Genomic DNA, 25,835 nt, shown 5'->3' with positions numbered 1-25,835 from the left:
GGCGGCGGGGCGAAAGGCTGTGTCATCCGTGTCGGAATCGAGGGTGGGAATTTTCTTTTTGCTCAGGAAACCGCTGTAGGACACAGTTTGAAATAGTCACTCGGTTGAATAGCCCGGTGCCGCACCTTATATACCCCGCAGTACGCTACATCTTTAGCTTGAGGAGAGTTCTACAACCATGATGCGCATCCTGCTGTTTTTGGCCACTAACCTGGCGGTCGTGCTGATAGCCAGCATCACCCTGAGCCTGTTCGGCTTCAACGGGTTCATGGCGGCCAACGGGGTCGACCTCGACCTCAGTCAGCTGCTGGTCTTCTGTGCGGTCTTTGGTTTCGCCGGCTCGCTGTTCTCGCTGTTCATCTCCAAGTGGATGGCGAAGATGAGCACCGGCACGCAAATCATCAGCCAGCCACGCACCCGTCATGAGCAATGGCTGCTGCAAACGGTCGAGCAATTGTCCCGCGAAGCCGGGATCAAGATGCCTGAAGTCGGGATTTTCCCGGCCTACGAAGCGAATGCTTTCGCTACCGGCTGGAACAAGAACGACGCGCTGGTCGCGGTCAGCCAGGGCCTGCTCGAGCGATTCTCGCCCGATGAAGTGAAAGCCGTACTGGCCCACGAAATCGGTCACGTCGCCAATGGTGACATGGTCACGCTGGCGCTGATCCAGGGCGTGGTGAACACTTTTGTGATGTTCTTCGCGCGGATCATCGGTAACTTCGTCGACAAGGTCATCTTCAAGAACGAAGAAGGCCAGGGCATCGCCTATTACGTGGCGACCATCTTCGCCGAACTGGTGCTGGGCATCCTCGCCAGCGCAATCGTCATGTGGTTCTCGCGCAAGCGCGAATTCCGTGCCGACGAAGCCGGCGCCCGCCTGGCCGGTACCAGCGCGATGATTGGCGCTCTGCAACGCCTGCGTGCCGAACAGGGCCTGCCGGTGCACATGCCCGACACCCTGAACGCCTTCGGCATCAACGGTGGCATCAAACAGGGCTTCGCCCGCATGTTCATGAGCCACCCGCCGCTGGAAGAGCGTATTGACGCACTGCGTCGTCGCGGTTGATTTGACCGAAGTGAAAAAGAAGGCCCGCAGCGATGCGGGCCTTTTTTTGTATCTTCAGATCATGCGTTGTCAGCAAAGTCCCTTTCGCGAGCAGGCTCGCTCCCACCTTTGGAATGCATTCCCCTGTGGGAGCGAGCCTGCTCGCGAAGACGCCGGAGCTGCTGACAGAAAACTATCTGGAAGAAACCCGATAAACCCGCTCCACCAACCACTCAACCCCGCCCTGCAGAAACTTCGGGCTCTCAGCCAGAATATCCCGCTCTTCCAGTTTCTCCAGCTGCCAACCCTGGCCCAGCAGCCGCTGCGCCTCATCATCACTCACCGCAAACGGCGGTCCCGGGATCTGCGACTGATCGTAATCCAGGGTAATCACCAGCCCTTTCATCTCCGGCGCCAGCAACTGTTGCAGATGCTCCGCGTAGCGCTGGCGCATGGCGTCCGGCAAGGCAATCAACGCGGCGCGGTCGTACAGCGCCGTGCAACCGGCAACATCCTCTGCCGTCAGCGCAAAAAAATCACCGCACCACAATTCGAACGCAACAGTGCGATAAACCTTGAATGCCCCCTTATCGCTGATCTGCGGCTGCAACTGATGTTCGCTGAAAAACTCCTCGACAGCCTTTTCGGCTAGCTCAACCCCAATCACCTGGTGTCCCTGCCCGGCAAGCCAGAGCAGATCCAGACTCTTCCCGCACAGCGGCACCAGCACACGCGCCGACGGTGCAATCGCCAGCTCCGGCCAGTAACGCTGCAAATACGGGTTGGCCTCGGCCTGATGAAAGCCGATCTGGTTCGAATCCCATTTCTTGTACCAAAACTCAGGCTGCATGGATCACTCCCGAAAAACCGATGAAAAACCGCAGAAACTTATATTGGATTCAGATCGATGATCTGACTGAAGATGGTTCATCTTAGCGCTCAGGAGCCCGTCCATGTTGCCCAGCCTGTTTATCTCCCACGGTTCACCGATGCTGGCGCTGGAGCCCGGTGCCAGCGGCCCGGCACTGGCGCGACTGGCCGCCGAACTGCCGCGTCCCAAAGCCATCGTCATCGTCTCTGCACACTGGGAAAGCCAGGAACTGCTGGTCAGCAGCCACCCGCATCCGGAAACCTGGCACGACTTCGGCGGTTTCCCCCGTGCGCTGTTTGAAGTTCAGTACCCGGCCCCGGGTAATCCGCAATTGGCCGCAGAGGTGGCTGAGCGGTTGAACACCAATGACCTGCCGGCGCGGCTCGATCCGCAACGACCGTTCGATCATGGTGTCTGGGTGCCGCTGTTTTTGATGTATCCGCAGGCCGATATTCCGGTGGTGCAGGTTTCGTTGCCGAGTCGCGGCGGACCGGCGTTGCAGACCCGGGTTGGCCGTGCGCTGGCGAGCCTGCGCGAACACGGCATTCTGTTGATCGGCTCCGGCAGCATCACCCACAACCTCCGCGAGCTGGACTGGCATGCCGGCCCGGAAAGCATTGAACCGTGGGCGCGGGATTTTCGTGACTGGATGATCGACAAACTGGCGGCCGACGATGAAACGGCGCTGCATGATTATCGCCAGCAGGCGCCGAATGCCGTGCGCAGTCACCCCAGTGATGAGCATTTGTTGCCGTTGTATTTTGCTCGCGGTGCGGGCGGGGTTTTCAGCGTGGCGCATCAGGGTTTCACGATGGGGGCGCTGGGTATGGATATTTATCGCTTCGGTTGAGGCCTTCGCGAGCAGGCTCGCTCCCACAGTAGCCAATGAACAGGCAAAAAAAATCCCCGAACCAGTCGGGGATTTTTTATGTTCGATCAATCAGCCCAAGGGCGGATCAATCTTCGCGGTAGCGACGCAGCTTGAGCTGCTTACCAGCCACGCGAGTGTCCTTCAGCTTGGTCAGGAGCTTTTCCAGACCTTCTTCCGGCAGTTCGACGAGGCTGAAGCTGTCACGGACCTGGATGCGACCGATCGCTTCACGGGCCAGACCGCCTTCGTTGAGGATGGCGCCCAGCAGGTTTTTCGCAGCGATACCGTCACGCGCACCCAGCGCGGTACGGCAACGAGCACGGCCTTCGCCCAAAGGCATTGGCGCGCGACGCTCGCGGTCACCACGATCAGGACGATCACCGGAACGCTCAGGACGGTCGCCACGCGGTGCGTTGTTCGGCACCAGTGGACGTTCCTTCTCGATCGCTGCCAGGTTCAGCGCTTGACCGTTGGTAGCCTTGCGCAGCAGGGCTGCGGCCAGGGCACGCGGGCTGCAACCGATGTCGGCGGTCAGGCGATCGAGCAGATCACCGTGGGTCGATTCGGCATCAGCCACCAGCGGCGACAGGCTGTTGGTCAGTTTCTTGATGCGCGCATCCAGAACGGCTTGAGCGTCCGGCAGGCGAACTTCAGCAACTTTCTGACCGGTTACACGCTCGATCACTTGCAGCATGCGGCGCTCACGTGGAGTCACCAGCAGCAGTGCACGACCTTCGCGACCGGCACGGCCGGTACGGCCGATACGGTGCACGTAGGATTCCGGGTCGTACGGCATGTCAACGTTGAATACGTGAGTGATGCGCGGAACGTCCAGACCACGGGCAGCAACGTCGGTGGCGACAACGATGTCCAGACGGCCATCCTTGAGCGAGTCGATCACGCGCTCACGCTGGTTCTGGGCGATATCACCGTTCAACGCGGCGGCTTTGTAGCCTTTGGCGTCGAGGGCGCTGGCCAGGTCCAGGGTCGCTTGCTTGGTGCGCACGAACATGATCAGCGCGTCGAAGTCTTCGACTTCCAGCAGGCTGAGTACGGCCGAGGTTTTCTGGTCAGCGTGAACCAACAGGTGAGCCTGTTCGATCGCGGTAACGGTCTGGGTCTTGGTCTGGATCTTCACGTGTTGCGGATCGCGCAGGTGGCGTTCGGCAATGGCGCGGATCGACTGCGGCAGGGTCGCAGAGAACAAAACGGTCTGGCGGGTCGCTGGCAGAGCCTTGAAGATGACTTCCAGGTCATCCATGAAGCCCAGTTTCAACATTTCGTCAGCTTCGTCGAGAACCAGATGGTTCACAGTCGACAGGACTTTCTCGTCGCGACGCAGGTGGTCGCACAGACGACCCGGAGTAGCGACAACAATCTGTGCGCCATTACGGATTGCCTTGAGTTGCGGGCCCATCGGCGCACCGCCGTAGACAGCCACGACGGTAACGCCTGGCATTTGCTTGGCGTAGGTTTCAAAAGCGGTTGCTACTTGCAGCGCCAACTCTCGGGTTGGCGCCAGGATCAGGGCTTGCGGTTCGCGCTTGGCAGGATCGATGCGGTGCAGAATAGGCAGTGCGAACGCGGCGGTTTTACCGGTACCGGTTTGCGCCTGGCCAATCATGTCCTGGCCGGCCATGATGATCGGGATCGATTGCTGCTGAATCGCCGAAGGCTCTTCGTAGCCAGTCGCTGCGACGGCTGCAAGAATATTCGGGTTGAGATTAAAAGCGGCGAATCCGCCGGTTTCCTGGGTCATGGGTCTGCCTCTAAGTGCATCCGCAAAGACCCATGCTCCAAAGCTGCGCATGCCGTGTTGAGACTCAAGAGTCGCCCTGGCAGCTTTGTCGGCGGGGATTTGCGAAAACGAATGAATGAAGATGAATCGTCAAGGAAGAGCCCGCAATGCGGACGTGCAGCCGAAGCTGACTTCGGGAAATGCGCTACCTAAACGCGGCCCGGTTAAAGGCCGGCGCGCACTATACCGGATTTCGCCCGAAAAGGGAGCTTTTTTTGTGGCCCTTATCCGTGTGTCACCGCCGTGTAACGGGGTTTTGCGGATAATCGCGCAACGGTCTATTTTGCAAAGGCCCGGCCCTGCGGGCGATGACGCTTAAACGGTTCACCGACCTGCGGCAAAGCGCCGCGCACCCGCCCTTCCCGCTTGAGGATTTAGCCATGAATCAGCCCTGCGCCGGCCGCGTCAGCCGAGAACGTCGTGGTCATGTGCACTTGATCGGCCTCGATCGGGCGGCCAAGCGCAACGCTTTCGATATCGACCTGCTCAACGACCTGAGCCTGGCCTACGGCGAGTTCGAAGCCGACCGCGAAGCGCGGGTCGCCGTGGTGTTCGGCCATGGCGAACACTTCACCGCCGGGCTCGATCTGGTCAATGCCAGCGCGGCGCTGGCCGAAGGTTGGCAGGTTCCGAGCGGCGGCTGCGATCCCTGGGGCGTTTTCGTCGGCCCACGGGTGAGCAAACCGGTCATCGTCGCCGCGCAGGGTTACTGCCTGACCATCGGCATCGAGCTGATGCTGGCGGCGGACATCAACCTGTGCGCGAGCAATACCCGCTTCGCGCAGATGGAAGTGCAGCGTGGGATCTTTCCGTTTGGCGGCGCGACTTTGCGTTTCCAGCAGATTGCCGGCTGGGGCAACGCGATGCGCTGGTTGCTCACCGGCGATGAGTTCGATGCCCACGATGCGTTGCATCTGGGCTTGGTCCAGGAAGTGATGGCCAGCGAAGATTTGCTGCCCCGCGCGATCGAGCTGGCCGAACGGATTGCCCGGCAGGCACCGCTGGGCGTGCAGGCGACCTTGATGTCAGCGAGACAGGCGCGTTATGAGGGTGAGACAGCGGCGGCGCAGGCGTTACCGGCGCTGGTGAAGAAGTTGCTCGCCACTGAAGATGCCCGGGAGGGGGTGCGATCGTTGGTGGAGCGGCGGCCAGGGATCTTCAAAGGCATCTGAAGATTCTGCTGCCTGTCAGGGCCTTTTCGCGAGCAGGCTCGCTCCCACAGGTCGAACGCATTTCAAATGTGGGAGCGAGCCTGCTCGCGAAGGGGGCGGTACTGCCGGCTCAGGTCGCCGGGCGAATCGCGTTGATCAACGACTGCAACGAATAACCCAGCTGCGGCGCCAGCGCTTCGGCTCGTTGGGTCAGCGCCTGCATGTCCAGCGCCTGATCGAGATCCGCCGGAACGATCAGAATCACGTTGCCCTCCTTCACTGGCAGCTCCCAGTAATGCCGGTGATAGAGCCCGCGCAACAACGCCGCGCCCAGTGGCTTGCCATCGTCGGTGGCCCACTGGTTGATCACCAGCCAGCCGCCCGGATTCAGGCGCTTCTGACAATCGCCGAGAAAACTCCAGGCCAGATGCCCGACACCGGGACCGACATCGGTATAGAGGTCGACGAAAATCAGATCCGCCGGCTCGGCAGTCGGCAGCAGTTCAAGCGCATCGCCGACGCGGATGTACAAACGCGGATCATCATCCAGACCGAGATATTCGATGGCCAGGCGCGGCACGTCCGGGCGCAGTTCGATGGCTTCGACGTCTTCCAGCGGCAGAAACTTCAGGCAAGCCTGGGTCAGCGTGCCCGCGCCCAAACCGAGAAACAGCGCACTCTCCGGCTGCTCGTGACACAGCGCGCCGATCAGCATCGCGCGAGTGTAGTCGTACTCCAGCCAGCTCGGGTCGGCGGTGAACACGCAGCTCTGCTCGATCGCATCGCCGAACTCGAGAAAGCGGTAATCGGCCACTTCCAGCACGCGAATCACGCCGAACTCATCCTGTACTTCGGCGAGCAGATGCTCGACGCGCTCCTCAGTCATTTCGTCTCCTGATGGTCACCGGGCGCGGTGACGCGATGGCACCGCTGTGGCGCCGTGGCAAAGCGGCGATTGTCGGCGATGGGGCGGGAGCAGGTCACGCACTAATTGCTGCTAACATGGCGCTTCCCTGCGTATGAACTTCGAGACCGTGATGAGCCAACCGTGGAGCCCTGACAGCTGGCGCGCCCTGCCGATCCAGCAACAACCGCAATACCCCGACGCCGCGCACCTGCGCCAGGTCGAGCAGACCCTGGCCAGCTATCCGCCGCTGGTGTTCGCCGGCGAAGCGCGCGAGCTGCGCCGCCAGTTCGCCGAAGTCACCCAGGGTCGCGCGTTTCTGTTGCAGGGCGGCGATTGCGCGGAAAGCTTCGCCGAATTCTCCGCCGCGAAGATCCGCGACACCTTCAAAGTGTTGCTGCAAATGGCAATCGTCATGACCTTCGCCGCTGGCTGCCCGGTGGTCAAGGTCGGGCGCATGGCCGGCCAGTTCGCCAAACCGCGTTCGGCCAACGACGAAACCATCGGCGGCGTAACCCTGCCGGCCTACCGTGGCGACATCGTCAACGGCATCGGCTTCGACGAAAAGAGCCGCGTGCCGGATCCGGAGCGTTTGCTGCAGTCCTATCATCAGTCCACAGCGACCTTGAACCTGTTGCGCGCTTTCGCCCAGGGCGGTTTTGCCGACCTGCACCAAGTGCACAAGTGGAACCTGGATTTCATCGCCAACTCGGCGCTGGCGGAGAAGTACAGCCACCTCGCCGACCGCATCGATGAAACCCTCGCGTTCATGCGCGCCTGCGGCATGGACAGCTCGCCGCAACTGCGCGAAACCAGTTTCTTCACTGCCCACGAAGCGTTGCTGCTGAACTACGAAGAAGCCTTCGTACGCCGCGACAGCCTGACCAACGATTACTACGATTGCTCGGCGCACATGCTGTGGATCGGCGACCGCACCCGCCAGCTCGACGGCGCGCATGTCGAATTCCTGCGCGGGGTGAACAACCCGATCGGCGTCAAGGTCGGCCCGAGCATGAACCCTGATGACCTGATCCGCCTGATCGACGTGCTCAACCCGGACAACGATCCGGGCCGCTTGAACCTGATCGCGCGGATGGGTGCGAACAAGGTCGGCGATCATCTGCCGGCACTGATCCGTGCGGTCCAGCGCGAAGGCAAGCAAGTGCTGTGGAGCTCCGACCCGATGCACGGCAACACCATCAAGGCCAGCAGCGGCTACAAGACCCGTGACTTCGCGCAGATCCTTGGCGAGGTGAAGCAGTTCTTCCAGGTGCACGAAGCGGAAGGCAGCTATGCCGGCGGCATCCATATCGAGATGACCGGGCAGAACGTCACCGAGTGCATCGGCGGCGCGCGGCCGATTACCGAGGATGGCTTGTCCGATCGTTATCACACCCACTGTGATCCGCGGATGAATGCCGATCAGTCGCTGGAATTGGCGTTTTTGATTGCCGAGACTCTGAAGCAAGTCCGCCGTTAGACCGCGTCGCCTCCCTTCGCGAGCAGGCTCGCTCCCACATTTGCAATGCGTTTCCCTGTGGGAGCGAGCCTGCTCGCGAAAGGGCCGGCTCAGGCAACCTCAATCCGCGCCAATGCCACCCGCAACCGCCACGCACTCTCGCGCTGACAATTCAACTCCACCCGCGCCAACCCCAACCACTGCGCCATCCGCCGCAAATTCAGCGCCAGCGCCAGCATGCCCTCCTCGTCCAGCCCCGGTTCTTCCTCGTGCACCGCATGCACCGCCAACTGCCCTGCCGCCCGTTCGGCGCGCAGATCAACCCGCGCTGCGATCCGCTCGTTGTGCAAAAACGGCAGCACGTAATAGCCGTAAACCCGCTTGGCCTGCGGTGTGTAGATTTCCAGGCGATAGCGGAAATCGAACAGGCGCTCGGTGCGGCTGCGCTCCCAGATCAGCGAATCGAACGGCGACAGCAGCGCACTGGCAATGACCTTGCGCGGCACTTTGGGCTCCGGCAGGCAATAGGCGATCTGCCGCCAGTCGGCGACTTCGCACATCTGCAATTGCCCCGCCTCAACCAACTCAGCCAGACGCGGCCGCGCATCCGCAGGGCTCAGGCGAAAGTAATCACGCAGGTCTTTTTCCGTACCAACGCCCAATGCTTGCGCCGCATGCAACAGCAAACCGCGTTGCGCCTCGGCCTCGTCCGGCGTGGGCTGCTGCAGAATCGCTGCCGGAATCACTCGCTCGGGCAAATCGTACAAGCGCTCGAAACCGCGTCGCCCCGCCACTGTGACCTCACCGGCGGCGAACAACCATTCCAGCGCATGTTTCTCGGCACTCCAGTCCCACCATGGCCCGGCCTTGTCTTCGCGGGTCGACAGACTGCCGGCCCCCAGCGCGCCCCGCTCCTCAACCGCAGTCAGCACGCGGCGGATGGTTTCCTGCTGTTCGCGACCAAACTTTGCCAGTTGCTGATAGATGTCTTCGCCACGCTTGGCGCGTTGCATGCGCCAGCCCAGCAACGGGTACATCGACAGCGGTAACAGCGACGCTTCATGGCCCCAGTATTCGAACAGCGTGCGCCGACGCCCCGAACTCCAGGCAGCCTGGTCGAGCAAGTCAGAGGGGTAGGAACCGAGACGGGAAAACAGCGGCAGGTAGTGCGAGCGCACCACGGCATTGACGGAATCGATTTGCAGCAGGCCCAGCCGTTCGATCAGCCGGTTGAGATGACTGGCATTGACGGTCGGCGGCTGGCGCCCGTTGAACCCTTGGGCAGCCAGCGCCAGACGTCGCGCCTGTTTGAGGGAAAAGGACACTGTCGCGGGCATTTATTCCTCCATGTCTGCTCGCAACCTACCTCACCTGAAAGGGGTTTGTGTAGCGATAGCCTCATCATTTATGCATCGGGTCGTCCCAGAACGGCCGCACGGTTTCGTGTTCGACATCGGCGCGGCTGATGCCGATGTCCTTCAGCGCCTCATCGCTCAGACCGGCGAGCATTTCCCGTTCACGATGCAGCTCATACCAACGGCTGAATTTGTGCAGCAGATCGGACACGATATGGCCATGGCCGGACAGCTGTTCTTGGCTTGCATACTCTCTTTGACCTTTCATCGCCTTGCCTCCTTTTGTGGATGGCTCAAGTCTCGCGCCAGCGCTAAGATCAATCCAACGAATGTTTCTGATGGCATGCATCACGGAGATTCATCAATTGTCCGCCTACCCCAGTATCGATACCGATGTCCTGCGCACCTTTGTCGCGATTGCCGATCAGGGCGGTTTCACCCGTGCCGGCGAGATGGTCAACCGCACCCAGTCGGCGGTGAGCATGCAGATGAAACGTCTGGAAGAAGACGTGTTGCAGCGCCAGCTGTTCGAGCGCGATGGCCGTCAGGTGCGGCTTACGGCTGAAGGCCAAGTGCTGCTTGGTTATGCGCGGCGCATCCTCAAACTGCACAGTGAGGTGTTCAACACCCTGCGCGAGCCGCACATGGTCGGTACCGTGCGCATCGGTACGCCGGATGATTATGTGATGCGTTTTCTGCCGGGGATCCTGTCGCGGTTCGCGCAGTTCTATCCGCTGATCCAGATCGAAGTGCATTGCGAATCGACCAAACAACTGTTGCAGCGCACTGATCTGGACTTGTCGATCGTCACCCGTGAGCCGGGCAACGAGATCGGCCAGTTGCTGCGCAAGGAGCGCTTTGTCTGGGCCGAGGCGCAGAACTTCAGCGCCCACGAACAGACGCCGCTGCCCCTGGCGATGTTCAACAGTGATTGTTTCTGCCGCCTGTGGGCGTGCAATGCGCTGGACGCGATGGGCCGCGATTACCGCATCGCCTACAACAGCAGCAGCCTGTCGGCGCTGATGGCTGTGGTCAGCGCAGGGCTGGCGATCACCGCGCAACTGGAGAGTCTGATCACCCCGGACATGCGCATCCTTGGCGCCGCCGAAGACCTGCCACTGCTGCCCGAGGCGAGCATCATGCTGATCCGCAATCTGAACAACCCGTCGCCGATCACCGAGTGCCTGGCCGAGCACATCGTCGAGGGCTTCAAACTTTAAACGCGAGCATCACCGCACACAGCACCAGAAAACCGCAGAACAGCCCACGCAGGAGTTTTTCCGGCATGGCGTGGGCAACTTTCACGCCCCAACTGATGCTGAGCAGACCTCCGACCGCCAGAGGCAGGCCGATCATCCAGTCGACTTCGTGGTGCACCGCATAGGTCACCAGGGTTACGCCAGTGCTCGGCAGGGCCAGCGCCAGCGACAATCCCTGAGCAACCACTTGGCTGGTGCCGAACAGGCTGGTCAGCACCGGCGTCGCCACCACCGCGCCGCCGACGCCGAACAAGCCGCCCATGGTCCCCGAGGCGGCGCCGAGCACGCCCAACCACGGCCACGAATAGCGCATCTCGGCAGTCGGCGCTGGTCGCGGACCGAACATCTTCAACAGGTTGTAGGCCGACAGCGCCACCAGAAAGGCAACAAATCCGATGCGCATGGTCTGCGCATCAATGCCCACCGCCCAGATCGAGCCAAGCCAGGCAAAGCAGAAACCCATCACCGCCAACGGCAGCGCATGGCGCAGTTCGATGCGATTGCGCTGGTGATAACGCCACAGCGCCAGCATCACGTTCGGTACCACCATCACCAGCGCCGTGCCCTGGGCGATCTGCTGATCAAGCCCAAACCATACGCCAAGCAACGGAATCGCAATCAAGCCACCGCCAATGCCAAAGATCCCGCCCAATGTGCCCAGGGCGGCGCCGAACAGCAGGTACAACAGAAAATCCATCACAACGGTAATCCTCTAACGACAGGCGGCCAATGCTACGCACTCGCGCCTAGCGGGGAAACGCATAGCAACGCACAATGGCTATGCCGATTTTGCACAAGCGTGGTTTCCATGAATCCCAACCAATTGACCGATCAGCTCGGCCTGTTTCTCGATGTGCTGGAGAGTGGCAGCTTTTCTGCCGCTTCGCGCCGCCATCCGCTGACGCCTTCCGCCGTGGCGCGGCGCATCGATAGCCTGGAAAGTGCCGTCGGCAGTCAGCTGTTCGTGCGCAGCACCCATGCCGTGCTGCCGACTTCGGCCGGCCTGGCCTTTGCCGAGCGGGCGCGACGGATCATCGCCGAGTTGCAACTGGCGCGGGCCGAAGCGGTGTCGTTAAGCAGTGCACCGGAAGGCCTGATCCGCATCGATGCGCCAGCAGCCTTCGGGCGGCGGCATCTGGCGCCGGTGATTGCCGATTTTCTCCTGCTGTACCCGGGACTGGATGTGCAGATGCATCTGATCGACAGCTTCAGCGACATGGCCGGCAGCAGCCTGGGCAAGGTCGATCTGGTGCTGCGTACCGGCCAGTTGGCTGACTCGCGCCTGGTCGCCACGCCATTGGCGAGCATGGTCCGCGTCGCCTGCGCCAGCCCTGACTATCTCAAGCAGCGCGGCGTGCCCGAGCACCCGGCGCAGTTGAGTGAACACGACGGGCTCGACTGGGAGGGCCTTGCGCCGCCGTTTGCCTGGAAATTCGAAGTGGACGGGCAAATGCAATTGCACCGGCCATCGCGGGTGCGGCTGAGTGCCAACAATGCCGAGGCCCTGGTGTGTGGCGCGGCGGCGGGTCTGGGCGTCGCACACTTGCCGACCTGGCTGGCCAGCGAATACTTGCTGCGTGGCGAACTGGTGCCACTGTTCTGCGAAAACGGCCTGCCGCCGCCGGAGTCCACCGGTATTTACGCGCTGCGCATGGAACAGCAGGTCCATTCGCGCAGTCGGTTGTTGCTGGAATACCTGAAAACCCGCTTCAGCCCGGTGCCGCCGTGGGATCTGGCGTTGCAACGGCAATTCGCCCGGCACTGACGCCGGACATATTTATCTGGCGCCTTAAAGATTCGAGCGCTAGATTAAAAAACGATCAACGATCAAGGCTTTGACAATGACTTGCGAACGCGACAACTGCGACGACCTTCTGCTCGACAATCAGGCGTGCTTCGCCCTGCACTCGACCTCGCTGATGATGACCAAGGTCTACAAGCCGCTGTTGCAGGCGCTGGGCCTGACCTATCCGCAGTATCTGGCGATGATGGTGTTGTGGGAGAAGGACGGTCTGACTGTCGGAGAAATCAGCGCACGCCTGCTGACCGATCCGGGATCGCTGACGCCATTGCTCAAACGCCTGGAAGCCGAAGGCCTGCTCAGCCGCACCCGCAGTCGCGAAGATGAGCGGGTGGTGATTGTCGAACTGACCGCAGCAGGCCGCGCCTTGCGTGACAAGGCGCAGACCGTGCCGCAGTGCATCCTTGGCGCCAGTGGCTTCACCCTTGAACGTCTGCAGAAGTTGCAGGCCGAGCTGCAAGCGCTGCGCGGACATCTGCAAGACAGCCTGAATTAAGCCCCGCTACATTCCCCTGTGGGAGCGAGCCTGCTCGCGAAAGCGTCCGATCAGACAGCGAGTCGTTGAATGTTCCACCGCCTTCGCGAGCAGGCTCGCTCCCACAGTGATTTCAGCGCCAATAAAAATATTTTTCCCGCCTGCATTCCCTCGTCAAGCGCTCTAAATCAAGCCTTAACCGCCCCTTCCACGCTATGCCCTTGAACAAAATGCGATTTTTATTAAAAATTTATCTTGCGCGCTAAACATTAGCGCTATACATTCTCTTCACACCTACTTAGCGCGCAAACAATTAGCGCGCAAAAACGCAACCAATGAGGCTCACACCATGCAAACTCTCTACACCGCAATCGCAACTTCCACTGGCGGCCGTGACGGTCGTGCGATCTCCAGCGACAACGTACTCGACGTCAAACTGGCCACCCCGAAAGAACTCGGCGGTGCTGGCGGTGCGGCGACCAACCCTGAGCAACTGTTCGCTGCCGGTTACTCGGCCTGCTTCATCGGCGCACTGAAATTCGTCGCCAGCCAGACCAAGCGCAAGATTCCTGACGACGCGTCAATCACCGCGCATGTCGGCATCGGTCAGATTCCTGGCGGTTTCGGTCTGGACATTGATTTGCACATCAGCCTGCCGGGCCTGGAACAAGCCGATGCGCAGTCGCTGGTCGACGCCGCTCACCAGGTCTGCCCGTACTCCAACGCCACCCGTGGCAACGTCGATGTGCGTCTGCACGTGACTGTGTAATCACTCAAGCCCCCGGCCCGAACAAGGAAAAATGAACATGAACACCTTCAGCAAAGTCTTGACCGGTACCCTTCTCGCCCTGTCGGTACACAGCGCTTTCGCCGGTGATGTCGAACAAAACACCCAGGCATTCCTCGATGCGCTGAATTCAGGCAGCGGCAAGCCGATCGAGCAGCTGTCACCCAAGGATGCCCGCGCCGTGCTGGTCGGCGCGCAGTCCGGGGTCAAGTTGACGTTGCCCAAAGCCGATGTCAGCGAGAAGACCATCCAGGTCGATGGCCAACCGCTGAGCCTGACCATCGTCCGGCCGGCCGGGGTCAAGGGTGAGCTGCCGGTGTTCATGTTCTTCCACGGCGGCGGCTGGGTGCTGGGGGACTTCCCGACTCACGAACGTCTGGTGCGCGATCTCGTGGTCGGTTCGGGGGCGGCGGCGGTGTTCGTCAATTACACCCCTTCGCCGGAAGCGCATTACCCGGTGGCGATCAACCAGGCCTACGCTGCGACCAAGTGGGTGGCGGAACATGGCAAAGAGATCAATGTCGACGGCAAGCGCCTGGCCGTGGCCGGCAACAGCGTCGGCGGCAACATGGCCGCAGTGGTTGCGCTGATGGCCAAGGACAAGGGCACTCCGGCGATCAAATTCCAGGTGCTGCTGTGGCCGGTGACCGATGCCAACTTCGACACCGGTTCGTACAACCAGTACGCCGAAGGGCACTTCCTCACCCGCAACATGATGAAGTGGTTCTGGGACAACTACACCACCGACGCCAAGCAGCGCAACGAGATCTACGCCTCACCGCTGCGCGCCACCACCGCACAGCTCAAAGGCCTGCCGCCTGCACTGGTGCAGACTGCCAGCGCCGACGTGTTGCGTGATGAAGGCGAAGCCTATGCGCGCAAACTCGACGAAGCCGGGGTTCCGGTAACATCGGTGCGCTACAACGGCATGATCCACGACTACGGTTTGCTCAACGTGGTCAGCCAGGTACCGGCGGTGCGTTCGGCGATGTTGCAGGCTTCTGAAGCGCTGAAGCAACACTTGAAGTAATCACCGTCCCATTGTGGGAGCGAGTGTTTCTTACAGGCACAAAAAAACCCGACTCAATGGTCGGGTTTTTTCTTTCCGCAAAAAGCAGTGCTTATTTCGCACGGCCTTTGTAGGAACCGCCTTCGCGGGTATCGATCTCGATCATGTCGCCGATTTCGATGAAGTCGGCAACCGACAGCTCGGTACCGTTCTTCAGTTTGGCAGGCTTCATCACCTTGCCGGAAGTGTCACCGCGAGCGGAGCCTTCGGTGTAGTCAACCTGACGCACGATGGTGGTCGGCAGTTCTACGGAAACCAGACGCTCTTCGAAGAACACGGCTTCGCAAACGTCGGTCATGCCTTCTTCAACGAAAGGCAGAACGCTTTCGATATCTTCGGCGTTCAGCTCGTACATGGTGTAGTCAGTGGTGTCCATGAACGTGTAGGTGTCACCGCTGATGAACGACAGGGTGGCTTCTTTACGATCCAGGATCACGTCGTCCAGTTTGTCGTCCGCACCGTAAACGGTTTCGGTCTTGTAACCGGTCAGCAGGTTCTTCAGCTTGGTCTTCATGATCGCGCTGTTACGGCCCGACTTGGTGAATTCAGCTTTCTGAACCAGCCAAGGATCGTTGTCGATACGGATCACGGTACCGGGTTTGAGTTCTTTACCAGTTTTCATTGCGAATATCCGAATTTGGATGGGATTTACAAAAATCTAGGCCGCGTATCATATCCAATTTACATAAAACTGTACCAGCGCCGTGGCAAGATCCGCCTGCAAGGCCTGTTCCAGACACCATGCTTCGGCGTTCTCCTCGAGTTCCGGCCAATGATTTCGCACCGCCAGCCAGTGCTCGCCGATCGGTTGCCCGGCGCTCCATGCTCGCCACAGACCGTTCATCGCCTGCGCCGCAGCGGGTGAAAGGCCGTGAGTGTAGAGCGCGAGAAAAGCATCGAGCTTGTCCAGATGGATGTCATCGTCTTGCTGGTAGATGTGCCAGAGCATCGGCCGCCCCGCCCATTGCGCACGAACGAATGAATCTTCACCGCGCACCGCGTTGAAATCGCAGCACCACAGCAGATGGTCATATTGGTCCTGACGGACGAACGGCAGCACTTGCACGGTCAGGGACTCGCGCACATGAATCGCGCCGACAGTCAGGGTTTCCACATTCAGCCAGCGCGCCACATCGCCGAGAATCCGCCCTTCCGGCACCAGCAGGTGAGTCGGCCGCGCATCGGCCGCCAGCACATCCAGCCAACTGGCCAGCCCGGGATTTTCATAAGCAAACAGCGAGATCAGTTGCGCGTCCGGAGCAGGATCGATACCCAAGGCTTGCAGGAAATGTCGCTGGGCCGGCCGATCCTGCTGAAACTGCCGACGCTGTTCGAGCAGTCCGCGTTCGCGCAGCAGGCCACCGGTGCCCGGCTTGAAGCCCGGAAAGAAGAAGAACTTCTGCACCGTTTTGTATTTTACCGACGGCAAGCCGTGGCAGCCGGTGACCCAGTCTTCGGCGCTGAGATAATCGAGGTTGAGCCACAGCGGCGACGTTTCCCGCGCAGCCATGCTGTCCATGTAATCAGTGGGCAATTGACAGGCGAAGGCGGCAATGACTACGTCGGACGCCTCGGCGTGCAGCCATTCGCTCGGCCACTGACGCACCTCGACATCCTGCTGCCACTGCTGCACAACATCGACATCGATCTCAGGACAGAGGCGCTCGAACGCGCGCAGATCATCCACCCACAGGCGCACCGGCAAGGCATGCTCGGCCACCAGCTGCCGGGCCAGGCGCCAGGTTACGCCGATGTCACCGAAGTTATCGACCACGGTGCAGAAAATGTCCCAGCGGGGTTTCGCTTCAGGCATGCCGTTCTCCCGTTGGCAAAAAACCTCGATTGTCCGCATAAATGCGCTCGCGCAGAAGAGCCGACGGCGATTAATCTTCGTGCGACAATCGCCGCTTGCCCGCAACCATCCGCCAGGAGGCCGCCATGCCCTACCGTCCCAATCCCCGTCGTCCCTTGCCTGTTCAGCTTAGCGCGCTGCATCTGACCGGCAGCATTGCGCTGGGCCTGTGGCTGGGGTTCCTGGCGATTGCGCTGACCTGCTGGCTGCTTTCGCGCTTTATCTTTCCCGAGCAACTGGCCCCTGTCGCGCAAGCGGTGCAGCAGCGCGTCAATCCCCAGGCTGTGGCGCCCGTGCAGGTTCAGCCGGACATTCCACCGCAAAGTCCGCTGTTCCAACAGTACGAAGAAAACCTGCGCAAGAATGAACAGCAGGCCCGACTGGATCAGGCGCGCGCCAATTCGCGTAATGCGTCGAACCCGAAATGCCAGTTCTGGCTGCAGCAGGACCAGACCGCGCCGACCGAAAAGAGCCGCGCCAACGTTTTGCAATTCTGCGATTGATCATGAACAAACACAGCGTCCACCAGTTGATTCTCGACAAGCTGCGCATCGACCTCGACATCGCCGAGCGCGCCGCGCAAACCGCTTACGAAACCGCGACCCACGAAGAAAACATCGCCGAAAACAAGTACGACACGCTGGGGCTGGAGGCGTCGTATCTGGCGGCGGGTCAGGCGAAGCGGGTTGAGGAAATCCGTCAGTCACTGGCGCTGTGTCAGAACCTGACGTTGCGTGCCTACGATGAAAATCGCGGCATTGAAGTCGGCGCCCTGCTCGGTCTGGAGGACGAAAAGGGTCGCGAGCAATGGCTGTTTCTGGCGCCGGATGCGGCGGGGCTGAAAGTCGACGTGGTCGGTCAGCCGATCACCGTCATCACCCCGCGCTCGCCGCTTGGCAAAAGCCTGCTGGGCAAGTTCGCGGGCGATGAGGTGGAGATTCTGGTGGCGGGCACCCGGCAACAGTTTGCTGTCACCGAGGTGCTCTGAAGCGGGTGTTTAGTGAACGGGCAGTTCGACGCCGTCGAACAGCTCTTCGAGCTCTTGCTTGTTGTGGCACTGAATGGCCTTGGCCATGACTTCGCGGGTCAGGTGCGGGGCGAATTTCTCGATGAAGTCGCACATGAAGCCACGCAGGAAAGTGCCACGACGGAAACCGATCTTGGTGATGCTCGACTCGAACAGCTCGCTGGCATCCAGCACCACCAGGTCGTTATCGAGTTTGGTATCGACCGCCATTTTAGCCACGATGCCTACGCCCAGGCCCAGGCGCACGTAGGTTTTGATCACGTCGGCGTCAGCAGCGGTGAACACCACTTTCGGCGTCAGGCCACGATGGCTGAAGGCTTCGTCGAGCTTGGAACGGCCGGTGAAACCGAACACGTAAGTGACGATCGGATATTCGGCCAGCGCTTCGAGGGTCAGCTTCGGCAGCTTGGTCAGCGGGTGGCCATGGGGTACGACCACGCAGCGGTTCCAGCGGTAGCACGGCATCATCACCAGATCACCGAACAGCTCCAGCGCTTCAGTGGCAATGGCGAAATCGACGGTGCCGTCAGCGGCCATTTCGGCGATCTGCATCGGCGAGCCCTGATGCATGTGCAGGGCCACGTCCGGGTATTGCTTGATGAAATTGCTGATCACCGGCGGCAGCGCATAACGCGCCTGGGTGTGGGTGGTGGCGATCGACAGGGTGCCCTTCTTCTCGTTGGAGAATTCCTGGGCAATCTGCTTGATGCTTTCGACTTTGCGCAGGATCTCGCCAGCGGTGGTGATGATGCGCTCGCCGGCCGGGGTGACGCGGGTCAGGTGCTTGCCGCTGCGGGCGAAGACTTCGACGCCCAGCTCGTCTTCCAGCAGGCGGATCTGCTTACTGATGCCCGGTTGCGAGGTGTACAGGCTTTGAGCGGTAGCGGAAACGTTGAGGTCGTGGTGCGCCACTTCCCAGATGTAGCGCAGTTGTTGAAGCTTCATATCAATCCCTCAAAGCAGGTAGACGCCACGGGCATCAGCGACGGTATATAACTATATTAATGGTTCGAAGAATAAATCTAGAACTTTTTTATCAAAACGCCATTATTCCTGCTTCAACGATCCTCACGCCGCCGGCGTTCCATCAGCGGCACCAGATAGACCGGCACCTTAGCCAACTGCAGGACCCGCGCCGCCGTGCGCCCCAACGGCGTTTCCGCGCCGACGCCATGGCTGTGACTGCCGACGATCAGCAGATCGACCGAGAGCTTGTGCACCTGGTCGAGAATCACCTGCGACGGGTCGCCCTGCAGCACGCGCACCGCGCGAATGCGCTGCAGATCCTGTTCGCCGTCGTCCCCCAGTTCTTCACGAAAGCTGTCGAGCACCCGTTGTTCGATATTGGCGATGACTGTTTTCAGACCCTGACTATGGAATTCGTTCAATGCCTGTTCGTCGAGATAGCTTTGCAGCACCGACTCGGCAAACAGGCCCATGGGTTCCACCGCGTGTACTACATACAGATCGGCATTGAAGGTGCGCGCCAAGGCCAGGGCATGCTGCATCACGAACGGTGCGTACAGACCGAGGTCGGTGGCATACAGCATTGAGCGAATCATGGGACCTCCTCGCGAGCCAACGATGGCGGAGATTGATTCAGCTTAGCAGTGCCTTGGCGAGTACGACGTGCGACGCAACGTCCTGAATGAAAAGGCTCTAGATCGGCGGTTCGTTGCTGATGCCGTGGGGCACGTGGCCGGTGGCGACCACTTCGCGAGCCAGTTCGCAATGACCGGTCTGGTCATCGAAGAACACGTCTGCGGCGAAGGCTTCGAGGAACGCCGATTTGGTCAGGCCACCGAGAAACAGCGACTCATCGAGGCGAATATCCCATTCCCGCAAGGTGCGGATCACCCGCTCATGGGCCGGCGCCGAACGCGCGGTAACCAGCGCCGTGCGGATCGGGCAATCGTCATCGGGGAACTCGCGCTGCAACAGATTGAGCGCTGCCAGAAAGCCTTTGAACGGCCCACCACGCAATGGCTCGCGTGCCGATTCGCGTTCCTTGGCCTGAAACGCTTCCAGGCCGCCGGACTGATAGACGCGCTCGGACTCGTCCGAGAAGATCACCGCATCACCGTCGAAGGCGATACGCAATTCATCGCTGGCCGCGCGGCTCGCGCCACCGGAGAGAATCGTCGCGGCGGCGAACCCGGCGTCCAGCGCGGCACGCACGTCTTCGGCGTGGGTCGAGAGAAACAGGTCGCAGCCAAACGCTTTCAGATACGGATATGGACTGCGCCCACCGACGAACGCCGCACGAGAAATCGCCAGGCCGTAATGATGAATCGAATTGAACACGCGCAGCCCGGTGTCGGCGCTGTTGCGGGAAACCAGAATCACCTCGACCCGCGCGCGACCGAGGCGGCTGTTCAGGCTCAGGAGTTTTTCCACCAGCGGGAACGCATCGCCCGGCGCGAGGATTTCGTCTTCGTGCTCGATCTGATATTGCCGATAGGCTTCGACGCCGCTCGACAGGTAGACCTTGTGGCTTTCGCTCAGGTCGAACAAGGCGCGCGAGGAAATCGCCAGCACCAGTTTGTCATCGATGTTATTGGCCATGCCTTCCCCCAGAACAACCGACTCAGGTATTGCGTCGGTCGATAAAACCCAAATGGCGATACAACGCCTCGATGCGTGGCAACTCGCAGCCCGCCGCTTTCGCCGCCGCCAGTGGCCGGGCGTAGATCGCCTCCAGCTCCAGCGGGCGTTTGTGTGCAAAGTCGTGGTACATGCTCGGCCAGTAATCGGGCATTTTTTCCGTCATGGTGAACAGGTACTCGGCATAGCCGGGCGGGATCTCGTATCCACAGGCCCGGGCGCCCTGTACCACTTCCGCCATCAACGCCTGAATCGACAGGCGGCTGTCGGCATCGGCCATCAGCGCTCCGGTTCCCGCGCCGAGCAACACCGAAAGGCCGTTGTAGGGGATATTCCACACCAGCTTCTGCCAGCGCGCCTGATGCAGGTTGGCCATCGCTTGAGAGTCGATGCCGGCGGCACGGAACAGCCCGGCGCCCTCCTCGACGATCGCCATACGCGCTACTTCATCAATGGCCGAGCCGCTGTGATAACCGACATTCACCGCGCCAAGGGCCTGATGGGTGATCTGCCCCGGCCCTTCGCGGTGCACGCAGATCAGGCACAGACCACCGAGCAGATGCAGCGAATCCGGCAACAGTGGCCGCAGGCTGTCTTCGACATCCAGACCGTTCTGCAGCAACAGCACTTTTGCGTCAGGTTTGGCGGCCTGAATGATCGCCGGGGCCAGACCGGCGTTGCTGGTGGTCTTGGTGCCGACCAGCAGCCAGTCACAGGGCGGCATGTCTTCGGCAGCGGAATAGGCATTGGCCGGATTCAGCGTCAACGGCCCGTGCACCGCACTGTTGATCTGCAAACCGCGCTCAGCCACTGCGGAAAATTCGCTGCGTAACAAAAAGTGCACGTCAAACCCGGCACGCGCCAGCATCACCCCGTAAAACCCACCGATCGCACCGGTGCCAATAATGCCTATCACCGGTTTGCTGACTGTCTCGCTCATGGCAACTCCTCTGCAATTCGACCCAGCGCCTGTGCCACTGCCTGGTTGAGCTCGGCAACCGTCAGGCGGCTGTGCACTGCGCCAAAGAACTCGCCGTCGCGCACCACAAACAGCGCCGGCAAATGAAACACCTGATAACGCTCGGCCAGGCCGCCGTTGTTGCCGGCGTCGATCCAGCACAGCCGATCGATCGCCAGCGGCAATCCCGGCAACACCTCGCGGGCATAACGACAACTGGCACAGCCGACGCTGGTGAAGATCACCAGAGAAACCCCGCGCATCGCCAGCAGCCGCTGGTCGGCGTCGAAGTCGGTCAGCTCGGATTCGACCACTATACTGGGGGAAACAATGTCAGATGGCCGACACAGGGAGTCTGTGCTCATGGGACGTTTCATTCCTCATCCGGACGAAGTGCCGGTTGAATTGACGTTACTCAAGCCTGAATGCATTTCCAGACAACAGCTGCACACTATCAGCCTCGGCGGCATCGCTTGCAATTACCACCGCGCCTGGCGCCACGGCACTGCACTGCAAGTACGCATGCCGACGCTGAATGCCGACTTCTGTTATCCGGGCTATGTGGCCTGGTGTCTGCGGCGTAAAAAAGGCTATCTGGTGGGCATTGCCTTCACTGACGAACAGACCCTGTTCAGCGCGCGAATGGGTGAGCAGGTGTGTCAGATCGAACGCTATTCACGCATGCAGGACAGCCACGACGATCTGCAGGATAGTCAGGCGCTGGCCCTGCAATGGGTCGAGGAGCACGCCGAAGAGTTCTCCCACGACAACCTGCGCAAGGCTTTTGCGCAGCCAGCGCTGGACTAAAGCACGGTTTGCCCATTGTCGAGCCGCCTCTGACGCGCTAAGGTTCGGCTCCCCCGACGCGCTAAATCTGCTGTGCTCCGCCGCGCGGGGATCGCTGGCGGCCGGCACCCGTGACCTGACGAGTAAACGATGGCTGATTTACCGATCAACGACCTAAACGTCGCCTCTAACGAGACCCTGATCACTCCCGATCAGCTCAAGCGTGATATCCCCCTGAGCGACGCCGCCCTGCGCACCGTCACCAAGGGCCGCGAAGTCATTCGCAACATACTCGATGGCACCGACCACCGTCTGTTCGTCGTGATCGGCCCGTGCTCGATTCACGACATCAAGGCTGCTCACGAATACGCCGATCGCCTCAAGGTGCTCGCCGAGGAAGTCTCCGACACCCTGTATCTGGTCATGCGTGTGTATTTCGAGAAGCCGCGTACCACCGTCGGCTGGAAAGGTCTGATCAACGATCCGTATCTGGACGACTCGTTCAAGATCCAGGACGGTCTGCACATCGGTCGTCAGTTGCTGCTCGACCTGGCCGAGAAAGGCCTGCCGACCGCGACCGAAGCCCTCGACCCGATCTCCCCGCAGTATCTGCAGGATCTGATCAGCTGGTCGGCCATCGGCGCGCGTACCACCGAATCGCAGACTCACCGCGAAATGGCTTCCGGCCTCTCCTCGGCGGTCGGCTTCAAGAACGGCACCGACGGCGGCCTGACCGTGGCGATCAACGCCTTGCAGTCGGTGTCCAGCCCGCACCGTTTCCTCGGCATCAACCAGGAAGGTGGCGTTTCGATCGTCACCACCAAAGGCAACGCCTACGGTCACGTGGTGCTGCGTGGCGGTAACGGCAAGCCGAACTATGATTCGGTCAGCGTGGCCCTGTGCGAGCAGGCGCTGAACAAGTCGAAGATCAAGCCGAACATCATGGTCGATTGCAGCCACGCCAACTCCAACAAGGACCCGGCCCTGCAACCGCTGGTGATGGAAAACGTCGCCAACCAGATCCTCGAAGGCAACCAGTCGATCATCGGCCTGATGGTCGAAAGCCACCTGAATTGGGGCTGCCAGGCAATCCCGAAAGACCTCGCCGACCTGCAATACGGCGTGTCGATCACCGATGCCTGCATCGATTGGTCCGCCACCGAAAACACCTTGCGCAGCATGCACGCCAAGCTCAAGGACGTATTGCCGAAGCGTCAGCGCACGTAAGCACGGTTTTACGGATATAAAAAAACGCCGGACATTGTCCGGCGTTTTTGTGTGTGCGATTCAGATCTTCGCGGCGCGACGCTGATGGCGTTCCATATATCGCTCGACGTAGGAGCAAGACGGGATCACCGTGTAGCCCATTTCTTCGGCGTATTGCAGCGCGCGTTCAGTCAGCGCTGCGGCAATGCCACGGCCACGCAGGGCGTTGGGCACGAAGGTGCGGTAGATATCCAGGGTCTGCTTGCCCAGATCCATGTAGGTCAGGTAAGCACGATGACCGTCCACAGTGGTCTCGAATTGATGACCAGCCTGGTCATGGTGGATGGACAACGCCTCGCTCATCACTACTCCTCGCGGGTCTTGAATTGTGACCCCTACCTTACCGATGTTTTTCCGGCGAAGGAACATCTACGCCACCCCGTGCCTGATGGACACTGAGAAGAGCCACACCGATCTCGCGCAATCTGACACCTGCTGAATAGTAGGCACCATTGGCGAAAATGCTCAAGGTACGCTCGTCATCGGAGGATTTGCGTGCATTGGCATCGATGGTCGCAGGTTCGGCCGCAAGACAATCTTTGCGTGCCGTTTGCCTGAACATTGCCGGAATGTTGAGACTTAAGACGTGCGACCTTTTTTAAAGTCACCTGTACATCAACAAAGATACGCGAAGCGCTTCGCAGAACCTGAACAAAAGTGTGGACGAATTCATTTAGAAAGACTTTAGCCGAAGTCGCAAAAACAGCGCACGAGGGCGGGAACTTTTTCCGTTTGAGTCGCTCACGCCGGGGCTTGCAGCTGGATATTTTTTATACAGCGCAGTTAAAAGTTGCTCGAAAAAGAATCAACGCCTACAATTTTTTTTGCTTCTTGCGCTACGTCAGTTTACTTACTACAAGTAATGGGTAGTATGTACGCCGGCTATTTCCTCAATCGTGAGGAGACAGCCACTTAATTTGAAAGTCCTTGAAGGGGAACACGATGAACAACGTTCTGAAATTCTCTGCTCTGGCTCTGGCCGCAGTTCTGGCTACCGGTTGCAGCAGCGCATCGAAAGAAACCGAAGCACGTCTGACCGCTACTGAAGACGCAGCTGCTCGCTCCCAGGCTCGTGCAGACGAAGCTTACCGTAAAGCTGATGAAGCTCTGGCTGCTGCTCAAAAAGCACAACAGACTGCTGACGAAGCTAACGAGCGTGCTCTGCGCATGCTGGAAAAAGCTAGCCGCAAGTAATAATCCCTCGGGATTGTTATCGAGCCGATCCGGTTTTCCGGGTCGGCTTTTTTGTGCCCGGTGCTTTTCTCCGGGCAATAAAAAACCCGCCGACGCTGCACGCATCGGCGGGTTTTCAATCAGCTCTTATTGCTGCAGATCGATCGGTGCACTGCTCACCATTGGCGCCGAGGTATTCGGCACGGCGATCTCTACCGGCAGGCCGTCTTCGGCGGCGACCACATCACGCACCACATCCCAGTTCATGCGCAGGTTGCTGGTGATGTCTTCACGCTTGAGCATCGCGTTGATTACCGCGGTGTGCTTGTCGACTACCGACGGATTACCCTTGTCGTCGAGCGGCGTGTGCGCTTCCAGATAGACCTTGCCGCCACTGCGACCGAACTTGTACGGGTCGTTGATGATGCGCACCGAGGTGCCGACCGGGACCATGCCGGCCATTTCCAGCACGTTGTTGTTGAACATGCGGAAGCAGCCGTGGCTGGTGCGCATGCCGATGCCGAACTTCTTGTTCGAACCGTGGATCAGGTAGCCCGGCGTGCCGAGGGTGAACTTGAACGGCCCCAGCGGGTTATCAGGACCGGCCGGCACCACATTCGGCAGCGGATCACCGTCAGCGGCGTGTTCGGCCTTGATCGAGGCCGGAGGCGTCCACGTCGGGTTCGGTGTCTTGGCGATGATCGAGGTGTGCGCGATCGGCGAGCCCCAGCCTTCGCGGCCGATACCCAGCGGGAACGTGTACACCACGTCGCGTCCTTTCGGGTAGTAATAGAGACGGTATTCGGCGAGGTTGATGACGATACCTTCACGCGGGCCCGGCGGCAGGATGAAACGGGTCGGCAGGACAATCTCGGTGCCAGCGCCCGGCAGCCAGGCATCGATGCCCGGGTTGGCCGCAACCATTTCCGAATAGCCCAGATCGTAGGTGGTGCCAAGGTCGGCGAAGGTGTCTTCGTACTTGGCTTTGATCACCTGTACCTGACCGACGATGTCTTCGCCGGGTGGTGGCAGGGGAAGCTCCAATGCAGCAACGGGACCGGCCACACACAGGGCGGCAAGTGACAGGCAGCGGGTGACGGCAGGAAAGCGCGGCAACATCCGGAAAATCCTTCGCATGATCATCAAGGGTATAAGGGCGCGATTGTACACCGCGGCCTGGGGATTCGGGAGACACGCCGATAGACCGTGTCGCGCCCTGAAAGATCGCAGCCTCGTTGCACTCGTCAGCTCCTACATTTGCAACGCATTCCCTGTAGATACTCTGTTCACGGTCAAGCTTTTTGGGTGTGTTTACCGCTAAAAA

General features: G+C 60.3%; 29 protein-coding genes. 14 read left to right on the top strand and 15 right to left on the bottom strand.

Features of this window, described 5'->3' with window-relative positions:
* Positions 1–178 precede the first annotated feature (178 nt).
* Positions 179–1,066 (top strand): protease HtpX, encoded by an 888-nt coding sequence (gene htpX / locus D8U82_RS27370; RefSeq protein WP_007908619.1) that lies wholly within the window; start codon positions 179–181, stop codon positions 1,064–1,066.
* Positions 1,067–1,238: 172 nt separating this feature from the next.
* Here htpX and D8U82_RS27365 read toward each other — a convergent pair whose 3' ends face one another.
* The gene (locus D8U82_RS27365; protein WP_130903332.1) at positions 1,239–1,895 is read right to left on the bottom strand and encodes a thiopurine S-methyltransferase; all 657 of its coding nucleotides are present in this window, start codon (positions 1,893–1,895) and stop codon (positions 1,239–1,241) included.
* A 103-nt stretch (positions 1,896–1,998) separates the two neighbouring features.
* On the opposite strand from D8U82_RS27365, the gene D8U82_RS27360 reads away from it, so the two are divergent.
* The gene (locus tag D8U82_RS27360; protein ID WP_130903331.1) at positions 1,999–2,766 is read left to right on the top strand and encodes a class III extradiol ring-cleavage dioxygenase; all 768 of its coding nucleotides are present in this window, start codon (positions 1,999–2,001) and stop codon (positions 2,764–2,766) included.
* A 106-nt stretch (positions 2,767–2,872) separates the two neighbouring features.
* On the opposite strand, the gene D8U82_RS27355 is transcribed toward D8U82_RS27360, so the two are convergent.
* The gene (locus D8U82_RS27355; RefSeq protein WP_130903330.1) at positions 2,873–4,546 is read right to left on the bottom strand and encodes a DEAD/DEAH box helicase; all 1,674 of its coding nucleotides are present in this window, start codon (positions 4,544–4,546) and stop codon (positions 2,873–2,875) included.
* 419 nt (positions 4,547–4,965) lie between these two features.
* Between D8U82_RS27355 and D8U82_RS27350 the strand changes: the two genes are divergently transcribed.
* Positions 4,966–5,757, top strand: coding sequence for a crotonase/enoyl-CoA hydratase family protein (locus tag D8U82_RS27350; RefSeq protein WP_073472434.1), 792 nt, complete (start codon positions 4,966–4,968; stop codon positions 5,755–5,757).
* Between the two features lie 109 nt (positions 5,758–5,866).
* On the opposite strand, the gene D8U82_RS27345 is transcribed toward D8U82_RS27350, so the two are convergent.
* Positions 5,867–6,622: a spermidine synthase gene (locus D8U82_RS27345; protein WP_024013768.1), complete on the bottom strand. Its 756-nt coding sequence runs from the start codon at positions 6,620–6,622 to the stop codon at positions 5,867–5,869.
* Between the two features lie 151 nt (positions 6,623–6,773).
* Here D8U82_RS27345 and D8U82_RS27340 point away from each other — a divergent pair, with 151 nt between their 5' ends.
* On the top strand, positions 6,774–8,120 hold the full coding sequence (locus tag D8U82_RS27340; protein ID WP_038861070.1) for a 3-deoxy-7-phosphoheptulonate synthase class II: 1,347 nt from the start codon (positions 6,774–6,776) through the stop codon (positions 8,118–8,120).
* A gap of 89 nt (positions 8,121–8,209) precedes the next feature.
* On the opposite strand, the gene D8U82_RS27335 is transcribed toward D8U82_RS27340, so the two are convergent.
* Together D8U82_RS27335 and D8U82_RS27330 are read right to left on the bottom strand one after the other, a co-directional pair.
* On the bottom strand, positions 8,210–9,436 hold the full coding sequence (locus D8U82_RS27335; protein ID WP_130903329.1) for a winged helix-turn-helix domain-containing protein: 1,227 nt from the start codon (positions 9,434–9,436) through the stop codon (positions 8,210–8,212).
* 64 nt (positions 9,437–9,500) lie between these two features.
* Positions 9,501–9,722, bottom strand: a complete 222-nt coding sequence (locus tag D8U82_RS27330) for a DUF1127 domain-containing protein (RefSeq protein ID WP_016770864.1) — start codon at positions 9,720–9,722, stop codon at positions 9,501–9,503.
* A gap of 97 nt (positions 9,723–9,819) precedes the next feature.
* Between D8U82_RS27330 and D8U82_RS27325 the strand changes: the two genes are divergently transcribed.
* Positions 9,820–10,674, top strand: a complete 855-nt coding sequence (locus tag D8U82_RS27325; RefSeq protein WP_174823892.1) for a LysR substrate-binding domain-containing protein — start codon at positions 9,820–9,822, stop codon at positions 10,672–10,674.
* Here D8U82_RS27325 and D8U82_RS27320 read toward each other — a convergent pair.
* Positions 10,664–11,413, bottom strand: a complete 750-nt coding sequence (locus D8U82_RS27320) for a sulfite exporter TauE/SafE family protein (RefSeq protein ID WP_071173122.1) — start codon at positions 11,411–11,413, stop codon at positions 10,664–10,666. The genes D8U82_RS27325 and D8U82_RS27320 overlap by 11 nt on opposite strands.
* Positions 11,414–11,521: 108 nt before the next feature.
* Here D8U82_RS27320 and D8U82_RS27315 point away from each other — a divergent pair, with 108 nt between their 5' ends.
* From D8U82_RS27315 to D8U82_RS27300, 4 genes are all read left to right on the top strand, one after another.
* Positions 11,522–12,478 (top strand): LysR family transcriptional regulator, encoded by a 957-nt coding sequence (locus D8U82_RS27315; RefSeq protein ID WP_122746655.1) that lies wholly within the window; start codon positions 11,522–11,524, stop codon positions 12,476–12,478.
* 76 nt (positions 12,479–12,554) lie between these two features.
* Positions 12,555–13,010 carry a MarR family transcriptional regulator gene (locus tag D8U82_RS27310; protein ID WP_073472431.1) on the top strand — a complete coding sequence of 152 codons (456 nt, stop codon included), beginning with the start codon at positions 12,555–12,557 and terminating at the stop codon, positions 13,008–13,010.
* Between the two features lie 328 nt (positions 13,011–13,338).
* Positions 13,339–13,758 (top strand): organic hydroperoxide resistance protein, encoded by a 420-nt coding sequence (locus D8U82_RS27305; protein WP_007940002.1) that lies wholly within the window; start codon positions 13,339–13,341, stop codon positions 13,756–13,758.
* A gap of 37 nt (positions 13,759–13,795) precedes the next feature.
* Positions 13,796–14,806: an alpha/beta hydrolase gene (locus D8U82_RS27300; protein WP_130889152.1), complete on the top strand. Its 1,011-nt coding sequence runs from the start codon at positions 13,796–13,798 to the stop codon at positions 14,804–14,806.
* Positions 14,807–14,897: 91 nt separating this feature from the next.
* Here the strand turns inward: D8U82_RS27300 and D8U82_RS27295 are convergent, their stop codons facing one another.
* Together D8U82_RS27295 and earP are read right to left on the bottom strand one after the other, a co-directional pair.
* The gene (locus D8U82_RS27295) at positions 14,898–15,467 is read right to left on the bottom strand and encodes an elongation factor P (RefSeq protein WP_003226785.1); all 570 of its coding nucleotides are present in this window, start codon (positions 15,465–15,467) and stop codon (positions 14,898–14,900) included.
* Between the two features lie 48 nt (positions 15,468–15,515).
* The gene (gene earP, locus D8U82_RS27290; protein ID WP_130903328.1) at positions 15,516–16,658 is read right to left on the bottom strand and encodes an elongation factor P maturation arginine rhamnosyltransferase EarP; all 1,143 of its coding nucleotides are present in this window, start codon (positions 16,656–16,658) and stop codon (positions 15,516–15,518) included.
* Between the two features lie 125 nt (positions 16,659–16,783).
* Between earP and D8U82_RS27285 the strand changes: the two genes are divergently transcribed.
* Both D8U82_RS27285 and D8U82_RS27280 read left to right on the top strand, forming a co-directional pair.
* The gene (locus tag D8U82_RS27285; RefSeq protein ID WP_071173125.1) at positions 16,784–17,200 is read left to right on the top strand and encodes a hypothetical protein; all 417 of its coding nucleotides are present in this window, start codon (positions 16,784–16,786) and stop codon (positions 17,198–17,200) included.
* A 2-nt stretch (positions 17,201–17,202) separates the two neighbouring features.
* Positions 17,203–17,685 carry a GreA/GreB family elongation factor gene (locus D8U82_RS27280; protein ID WP_024013776.1) on the top strand — a complete coding sequence of 161 codons (483 nt, stop codon included), beginning with the start codon at positions 17,203–17,205 and terminating at the stop codon, positions 17,683–17,685.
* A gap of 9 nt (positions 17,686–17,694) precedes the next feature.
* Here D8U82_RS27280 and cysB read toward each other — a convergent pair whose 3' ends face one another.
* The 5 genes from cysB to D8U82_RS27255 all read right to left on the bottom strand — a co-directional run bounded on the left by cysB (position 17,695) and on the right by D8U82_RS27255 (position 21,651).
* Positions 17,695–18,669, bottom strand: a complete 975-nt coding sequence (cysB, locus tag D8U82_RS27275) for an HTH-type transcriptional regulator CysB (RefSeq protein WP_016770873.1) — start codon at positions 18,667–18,669, stop codon at positions 17,695–17,697.
* Positions 18,670–18,782: 113 nt separating this feature from the next.
* Positions 18,783–19,286, bottom strand: a complete 504-nt coding sequence (locus D8U82_RS27270) for a universal stress protein (protein WP_016770874.1) — start codon at positions 19,284–19,286, stop codon at positions 18,783–18,785.
* Positions 19,287–19,383: 97 nt separating this feature from the next.
* A complete protein-coding gene (locus D8U82_RS27265; protein ID WP_024013777.1) occupies positions 19,384–20,289 on the bottom strand; it encodes a 5'-nucleotidase in 906 nt (301 codons plus the stop codon).
* Positions 20,290–20,311: 22 nt separating this feature from the next.
* Entirely contained in the window at positions 20,312–21,268 is a 957-nt protein-coding gene (locus D8U82_RS27260) for a putative 2-dehydropantoate 2-reductase (protein ID WP_130903327.1), read from the bottom strand.
* Positions 21,265–21,651 carry a thioredoxin family protein gene (locus tag D8U82_RS27255; RefSeq protein ID WP_130889148.1) on the bottom strand — a complete coding sequence of 129 codons (387 nt, stop codon included), beginning with the start codon at positions 21,649–21,651 and terminating at the stop codon, positions 21,265–21,267. The genes D8U82_RS27260 and D8U82_RS27255 overlap by 4 nt, the downstream gene beginning before the upstream one ends.
* Here D8U82_RS27255 and D8U82_RS27250 point away from each other — a divergent pair.
* Positions 21,650–22,093: a PilZ domain-containing protein gene (locus tag D8U82_RS27250; protein ID WP_024013780.1), complete on the top strand. Its 444-nt coding sequence runs from the start codon at positions 21,650–21,652 to the stop codon at positions 22,091–22,093. The two genes, D8U82_RS27255 and D8U82_RS27250, sit on opposite strands and share 2 nt — an antisense overlap.
* A 129-nt stretch (positions 22,094–22,222) precedes the next feature.
* Positions 22,223–23,299 (top strand): 3-deoxy-7-phosphoheptulonate synthase, encoded by a 1,077-nt coding sequence (locus D8U82_RS27245; protein WP_130903326.1) that lies wholly within the window; start codon positions 22,223–22,225, stop codon positions 23,297–23,299.
* 60 nt (positions 23,300–23,359) lie between these two features.
* Here D8U82_RS27245 and D8U82_RS27240 read toward each other — a convergent pair whose 3' ends face one another.
* Positions 23,360–23,641 (bottom strand): GNAT family N-acetyltransferase, encoded by a 282-nt coding sequence (locus D8U82_RS27240; protein ID WP_016770879.1) that lies wholly within the window; start codon positions 23,639–23,641, stop codon positions 23,360–23,362.
* A 639-nt stretch (positions 23,642–24,280) separates the two neighbouring features.
* Here D8U82_RS27240 and oprI point away from each other — a divergent pair.
* Entirely contained in the window at positions 24,281–24,532 is a 252-nt protein-coding gene (gene oprI / locus D8U82_RS27235) for an outer membrane lipoprotei OprI (protein WP_003183784.1), read from the top strand.
* A gap of 126 nt (positions 24,533–24,658) precedes the next feature.
* On the opposite strand, the gene D8U82_RS27230 is transcribed toward oprI, so the two are convergent.
* Entirely contained in the window at positions 24,659–25,630 is a 972-nt protein-coding gene (locus D8U82_RS27230) for a L,D-transpeptidase family protein (protein WP_024013783.1), read from the bottom strand.
* Positions 25,631–25,835: the final 205 nt, after the last annotated feature.

The organism is Pseudomonas sp. Sample_23 (assembly GCF_004307595.1).
GTDB lineage: Bacteria > Pseudomonadota > Gammaproteobacteria > Pseudomonadales > Pseudomonadaceae > Aquipseudomonas > Aquipseudomonas atacamensis.
This window is presented reverse-complemented; position numbering and strand designations above follow the sequence as displayed.